The 6,654-nt window shown below is 73.4% G+C and carries 6 protein-coding genes; 3 read left to right on the forward strand and 3 right to left on the reverse strand.

Features of this window, described 5'->3' with window-relative positions:
• Positions 1-48: 48 nt before the first annotated feature.
• Together B4M60_RS03955 and B4M60_RS03960 are read right to left on the reverse strand one after the other, a co-directional pair.
• Positions 49-1,731 carry an alkaline phosphatase D family protein gene (locus B4M60_RS03955; RefSeq protein ID WP_291080495.1) on the reverse strand — a complete coding sequence of 561 codons (1,683 nt, stop codon included), beginning with the start codon at positions 1,729-1,731 and terminating at the stop codon, positions 49-51.
• 85 nt (positions 1,732-1,816) lie between these two features.
• Positions 1,817-3,214: an NAD(P)-binding domain-containing protein gene (locus B4M60_RS03960; RefSeq protein ID WP_291080497.1), complete on the reverse strand. Its 1,398-nt coding sequence runs from the start codon at positions 3,212-3,214 to the stop codon at positions 1,817-1,819.
• Between the two features lie 248 nt (positions 3,215-3,462).
• Here B4M60_RS03960 and B4M60_RS03965 point away from each other — a divergent pair, with 248 nt between their 5' ends.
• Positions 3,463-3,879 carry a DUF3151 domain-containing protein gene (locus tag B4M60_RS03965; protein WP_291080499.1) on the forward strand — a complete coding sequence of 139 codons (417 nt, stop codon included), beginning with the start codon at positions 3,463-3,465 and terminating at the stop codon, positions 3,877-3,879.
• Positions 3,836-5,125, forward strand: a complete 1,290-nt coding sequence (locus B4M60_RS03970; RefSeq protein WP_291080501.1) for an FUSC family protein — start codon at positions 3,836-3,838, stop codon at positions 5,123-5,125. The genes B4M60_RS03965 and B4M60_RS03970 overlap by 44 nt, the downstream gene beginning before the upstream one ends.
• Here B4M60_RS03970 and B4M60_RS03975 read toward each other — a convergent pair.
• Positions 5,070-5,726, reverse strand: a complete 657-nt coding sequence (locus tag B4M60_RS03975; RefSeq protein WP_291080503.1) for a hypothetical protein — start codon at positions 5,724-5,726, stop codon at positions 5,070-5,072. The genes B4M60_RS03970 and B4M60_RS03975 overlap by 56 nt on opposite strands.
• 56 nt (positions 5,727-5,782) lie before the next feature.
• On the opposite strand from B4M60_RS03975, the gene pxpA reads away from it, so the two are divergent.
• On the forward strand, positions 5,783-6,654 hold an 872-nt coding region (gene pxpA, locus B4M60_RS03980), incomplete at its 3' end, for a 5-oxoprolinase subunit PxpA (protein WP_291080505.1).

The raw sequence follows: 6,654 nt of genomic DNA on the forward strand, positions 1-6,654 counted from the left end.
GGGCGGCGAAGCGGCGGCGTCGCCGGAACGGGGGACGGCGCCGCCGGCTCAGGGCAGCGGGCCCGCGGGCTCCAGCCGGTCGGTCCCGTGCCGGACGCGCCAGCTGGCCATGGGGTAGGCGCCGCTGGCGGGGTCCTCGCGGGCCACGATCGCCCAGTAGTCGGCGTGGGCGAAGTCGGCGGTGAACTCGAGGACCGTGAAGCCGTGGCGGTCCAGGTCCACCCAGCGCACGTGGCGGTTGAGCTGCGTCAGGGCACCCTGCGCGGTGAGAGAGGCGGCGTTGCCCTCGGGCAGCCCGATCATGTCGTCGATGTTGTTGCTGGTGATCGACGGGGTCACGAACTCGATCGCGCCAACGCCCGCGCCCGGGTAGTCGGCGGGCGCGAACGGCACCTCGCAGGCCCAGCCGGTGTGGATGTCGCCGGTGAGGAACACGGTGTTGCGCCCCCCGGCGTCGCGGATCACCTCGAGCAGGCGGCGGCGCTCCCCGGCGTAGCCGTCCCACTGGTCGGGGTTGTAGGTGACGCCCTCGCGCGGGACGCCCAGCAGCTCGGTGAGCGCGGCGGTGGTCCGCGGCTCGAGCGGGGGCAGGAGCACGGGCGTGATCATCACCGAGTTGCCGATGACGTTCCAGCGCGCGGTCGAGGAGCTCAGGCCACGGGCCAGCCAGTCGAACTGCTCGGCGCCGGTCATGGTGCCCGTGACGTCGATCGCGTGGCCGTCGAACCGGCCCGGCACGGCGGAGCGGTAGGACCGCAGGTCGAGCATGCTCAGCTCGGCCAGCGACCCCCAGCGCAGCCGCCGGTAGAGGTGCCCGCCGTCGCGCAGGGACTCCGGCCGCACGGGCATCCACTCGAAGTAGGCCTGCGCGCTGGCGGCCTTGCGGTCGGCGAACGCGCCCTCGTGCGGCTGGTGGTTCTCGGCCCCGCCCGCCCAGGTGTCGTTGGCCACCTCGTGGTCGTCCCACGTGCAGATCCACGGCACGTGCGCGTGCAACGACTGCAGGTCCGGGTCGGTGCGGTACTGCGCCAGCCGGACCCGGTAGTCGGCCAGGGAGACGATCTCGTGGGGCGGCTCGTGCGGGCGGACGGGCCCGGACTTGCCCACGTACTCGCCGCGGCCGTACTCGTAGATGTAGTCGCCCAGCTCGATGATCGCGTCCAGGTCCCCGCGGGCCTCGAGGTGGCGGTAGCCGGAGAAGAACCCGGCCTCCCAGTTGGAACACGACACCACCCCGACGCGCCAGCGCCCGGAGGCGGGCGACGCGCCGTCGGCGGGGGCGGTGCGGGTGCGGCCGGTGGGCGAGGTCTGCCCGAGGGCGCGGAAGCGGTAGTGGTACCAGCGGTCGGGGGCCAGGCCGGTGCAGTCGACCTTGACGGTGTGGTCGCGGCCGGCGTCGGTGACGAGCGAGCCCGACCGGACGATGCGCGTGAAGCCGGGGTCGAGGGAGACCTCCCAACCGACGACGACGGGGGCGCCCAGACCCGACCCGGGAGCGGCCTCGGGGGCGGGCGTGACCCGCGTCCACAGGATGAGGCGGTCCGCCATCGGGTCGCCGGACGCGACGCCGTGCCGGAAGACGCCCTCGGCCGCGGAGGCGACGGCGGGCAGGCCCGCGACCGCGCCCGCGCCGGCCGCCGCGGCCCCGGCCAGGGCGCCCGCCCGGAGGACGGTCCGGCGATCGAGGCCGGCGGGGGTGTGGGAGCGGTCGGTGGACGAGGGCACGATCATGCGGCCAGTCTGACGTGTTCTCGGAAGGGGCGGGGGCGAAAGGGCCGAGTGGTCATCGGCCGTTCACCCCGGGAGCCCGTCACGATCAGCTCCGCCGAGGATCGGCCCCGCCGACAATCGCCTCCAGCTCGGTCGTCGGCGGCGTGGACAGGAACCGCTCGCGCGAGTCGTCCAACTCGTGCAGCCACGGGGTGTGATGGACGGAGGCCATGGTCCCGGTGAGGACGGAGCGGAACGGCTTGTCCCGGTACGTCAGGATGTCCCTCTGCTTGTCCTCCTTCCAGGCCAGGAGGATCCGCACCACCTCGTCGAGGTCGAACATCGGGTAGTCCGTGGCCTCGATGAGGTCCCTGATGTAGTCGGCCTGGAAGCGCACGTCGTCGGCGTCCCCGTCCAACTCCTGGAACCGGTTGCGCCAGGTCCGGATGTGCGCGGCACGCTGCTCGGTGGGCGGCAGCGTGGCCCGGCCCAGGATGAGGTCGCGGACGTACCACGCCTGGGCGTCGAACATGTTGAAGGTGAACCACTGGTCCTGGGCGCCGAGGTAGTAGACCCTGGGGTTCTTCTGCCACACCACGCCGCGGTACAGGCCCGCGGGGTAGATGTCGTTCGGCGACTGCAGGGCGAGCTCGGCGGGCAGGAACGGGTACTTGTGGAGGTAGCCGGTGCACAGGATCACGGCGTCGAACTCGCGGGTCAGGCCTCCGGTGAAGTGGACGGTCTCGCCGTCGAACCGGGTGATGAGCGGCAGTTCCTCCATCCCGTCCGGCCAGTCGTAGCCCATGGGGGCGGTGCGGTAGGACATCGTCACCGAGCGGGCACCCATCTTGAAGGCCTGCACGCCGATGTCCTCGGCGGAGTAGGAGGCGCCGATCAGCAGGACGCGCTTGTCGGCCAGGTTCTCGGCCCCGCGGAAGTCGTGGGCGTGGCGGACCGATCCGGGGAACGTCTCGATTCCCCTGAAGTCCGGGAGGTTGGGGTAGGAGAAGTGGCCGGTGGACACGATGATCCGGTCGAACTCCGAGGAGGTCGTCTTGCCGGATTTGAGGTTCTCCACGGTGACGGTGAAGGAGTCCAGTTCGCGGTCGTACTCCACCCAGCGGACGGCGGTGGAGAACTGGACCTTGTCCTTGACGTTGGACCCCTGGACCCGGCCGTCGATGTAGTCCCACAGGACCTCACGCGGCGGGTACGAGGAGATGGGCCTGCCGAAGTGCTCGTCGAAGGTGTACTCGGCAAACTCCAGGACCTCCTTGGGGCCGTTCGACCACAGGTTCCGGTACATGGATGAGTGCACCGGCTCGCCGTACTTGTCGGTGCCCGACCTCCAGTTGTAGTTCCACTGGCCGCCCCAGTCGTCCTGCTTCTCGTAGGCCACGATCTCCGGGATCTTGGCCCCGGATCGCTGTGCCGATTCGAAGGCGCGCAGGGCCGCCATCCCGCTCGGTCCTGCTCCGATGATCGCAATGCGCTGTCGTGACACAGATGTCCTCTCGGCCCACGTGCGGCCTGTCCTCGTGCTGCGACCGGTGCCGGTGGAAGCTCGTCCGACGCGGTGACCGTGATTCCGCGTTCCGGGGCCTCGACACAGGGACCGTGAGCGCTCCGAAGGGGCGGCGATGTGCCGCCCGCAACGAGCGCACGGCACCCCGGATGGGGTGCCGCATGCCTCTCACCATAGCAAATGCCCCCCGGGGCAGGGGTGGGGCGAATTAGTGGACAATGGCGGGCATGACCCAGTTCGGAGATCTCCTCGGCCCACCCCCCACCCGACTGACCGGCGACCCGGAGGCGGAGGACGCGCTCGCCGCGGGTGAGGATCCCCGCACCGTGGCCGCCTCGCACCCCACGGCGTCGATCGCCTGGGCCGAGCTCGCCGAGCGCGCGCTCGACGCCGGCGAGGTAATCAGCGCCTACGCGTACGCCCGCACCGGCTACCACCGCGGCCTGGACCAGCTGCGTCGCCACGGCTGGAAGGGCTTCGGGCCGGTGCCCTACGACCACGAGCCCAACCGTGGCTTCCTCCGCTGCGTGGCCGCGCTGGCCCGAGCCGCGCAGTCGATCGACGAGGAGGACGAGTACATCCGCTGCCTGGACCTGGTCAATGAGTCGGACCCGCACGCCGCCGCGCCTCTCGGCCTGGCGTGACCGTCTGGACGCCCGCGCGCTAGGCGTCTACGCCGCGCTGCCGGTCCCGCTGAGGACGCGGGCCCGGCGCCTCGGGTACGCGTTCCTGCCGATCCTGCAGTGCGGCCTGGCCGCGGGCTTGGCGTGGTTCATCGCCCTCGACCTGCTCGGCCACCCCGCCCCGTTCTTCGCGCCCATCGCGGCCGCCATCGCGCTGGGCACGGGCATGGGCAAGCGCGTCCGCCGCGGGATCGAGCTGGTACTCGGCGTGGTGGTGGGGGTGGGGCTGGGCGACCTGCTGATCGCGCAGATCGGCTCCGGCCCATGGCAGATCGCCGTGGTGGTGGTGCTGGCCATGTCCGCGGCGGTGTTCCTCGACCGCGGCGCCCTGGTGGGGACGCAGGCGGCGTCGTCGGCGATCCTCGTGGCGACCCTGCTGCCGCCGGGCAGCGCGGGCGGCTACGAGCGGATGATCGACGCGGCCGTCGGCGGCGCGGTGGCGCTGACCGCGATGGCGCTCATGCCCGTCCACCCGCTGCGCCGCGCCCGCCGCGAGGCGGCCTCGCTGCTCGGCGTGGCCTCGTCGGTGCTGGCCGAGGTCGCGGAGGGGCTGGACCGGAGGGACTCCGACCTCATCCGCTCCGCCCTCCAGGACGCCCGGGACACCCAGCCGGCGGTCGACGCCATAGCCGAGCAGCTCGCGGGCGCCCGGGAGCTGGTGCGGATCTCGCCGTTCTACCGCCGGCGCCGCCCGGAGGAGGTCACCCTCACGGGCGTGCTCAATCCCCTGGACAACGGCATCCGCAACATCCGCGTGCTCGCCCGCCGCGCGATCGTGGCGGTCGACGACCGGGTGGACGTCCCGCCCGCGCTGAGCTCGCTCGTCGCGGGGCTTGCCGAGGCGGTGGAACTGCTCACGCGGCGGGTGGCCGCGGACTCCGACGCCCCCACCGACGCCGAGGTCCACCGGGCCCTGCGCGCGGTGGCGTCCCGCGCCAAGCGGGAACTGGTCACGGGGTCGGGGCTGACCGAGACCGTGATGCTGGCCCAGATCCGGTCGATCCTCGTGGACATGATGCAGGTGGCGGGCCTGAGCAAGATCTCCGCGCTCGCCACGCTCCCGCCCACCGTCCGCACGCCGGCCGTGGAGCCGGAGCTGATGGAGGAGTGGCCCGACTCCGCCGACCGGCCCACGTCGGGGCTGCCGCCGCTCAGGGCGACACGAGCCTCCATGGCTCGGTATGACGGTAGAACGACGTCCTCTTGACCGGCCGCCGGCCGGTGACGCCGTCGCGGGTGATGACGCCCGCCTCCGTGCCCAGCTGGACCGCCCGCGCCTGCAGCCACCGCCGGCGACGCAGCCTGCGGGGCCGCGCCGCGGTGGCGCGGACCCCCGGCATCGTGGGGGTGGGGCGGACCGTGAGCAGGCCCGTCTCGCCGGAGAACACCTTGTCGTCGTCGGCGTAGGCCTCGCCCACCAACGTCCCGCCGTCGGGGCCGGTGACGGTGGCCTCGCCCACCAGGACGGTGCCGGTCTCGTCGCGCACCAGCGGCACCTCGCGCGCCGTGCCCCGCAGGCCCAGCTTGGCGGCGGCGGACCCGGTGGGCAGGTCGTACGCGCGGGTCGCTGGGGTGGGGTCCTCGGTGACGTAGGCGATCTCCACGTCGAGGTTCTCCGTGCGCATCAGCCGTGTGAGCAGGGCGGCCAGGCCGGCGTCGGTGCCGCACAGCACGAGCCTGCGCCCGGGGCCGACCTCCGACAGCACCCGGTTGACGTCGTCCTTGGTGGGGATCTCGCTGCACCCCACGCTCGGCCGCTCACCGAGGAGGGTGGGGACCGGTGCAGTGCCGCAGCGGATGACGATCATCCCTCCATCATGACCCCACCCGGCCCCGGGGTCGAACCTGGGGCAGGATGGGACGGGTGCACGGGACGACGCGCCGCATCGACCTCAACTGCGACCTCGGGGAGGCCCGCCGGGGGACCCCGCGGTGGTCGGCGTCGCTCGACGCGCGGGCCGGGGCCCACCCCGAGGACGCCGCGCTGCTGGACGTGGTGACCTCCGCCAACGTCGCGTGCGGGTTCCACGCGGGCAACCGGCCGACCATGAACGCCACCGCCGCGGCCGCCGCCGAGCGGGGAGTCGCCCTGGGCGCGCACCCCTCGTACCGGGACCGGGTGAACTTCGGCCGGGTGGAGCTGGAGGTCTCGCGCGCGGAGCTCGCCGAGCACGTCCACTTCCAGCTGGTCGAGCTCGACATGGCCGCCCGCCGCCGCGGGACCCGGGTGAGGTACGTCAAGCCCCACGGCGCCCTCTACAACCGTATTGTCCGGGATGCCGAGCAGGCCGCCGGGGTCGTGGACGCGGTGCTGCGGTACGCCGAGCTCGCCGGCGAGGAGCCCCTGCCCATCCTGGGGCTCCCCGGGTCGGTCGTGCTCTCCCACGCCCGCGCCGCCGGCGTCGCCGCCGTGGCCGAGGCGTTCGCCGACCGCGGCTACCGCGCGGACGGGACGCTCGTGCCCCGCGGCCGGCCGGGCGCCGTGCTCACCGACCCCGACGAGGTGGCCTCCCGCGTGGTGGCCATGGCCGTCGGCGAGGAGATCGCCGCCGCGGACGGCTCACGGGTGGTGGTGTCCGCGGCGTCGGTGTGCGTCCACGGCGACACCCCCGGCGCGGTCGTGCTGGCCCGGCGGGTGCGGTCGGCGCTCGAGGCGGCCGGGGTCGAGGTGGCGCCGTTCGCCACCGGGTCCGGGGCGGAGGGTCCGTCGGGGCCGGGCGGGGGGAACGGCGCCGC

The sequence above is a fragment of the Dietzia sp. UBA5065 genome, from assembly GCA_002415925.1.
Taxonomy (GTDB): domain Bacteria; phylum Actinomycetota; class Actinomycetes; order Mycobacteriales; family Mycobacteriaceae; genus Dietzia.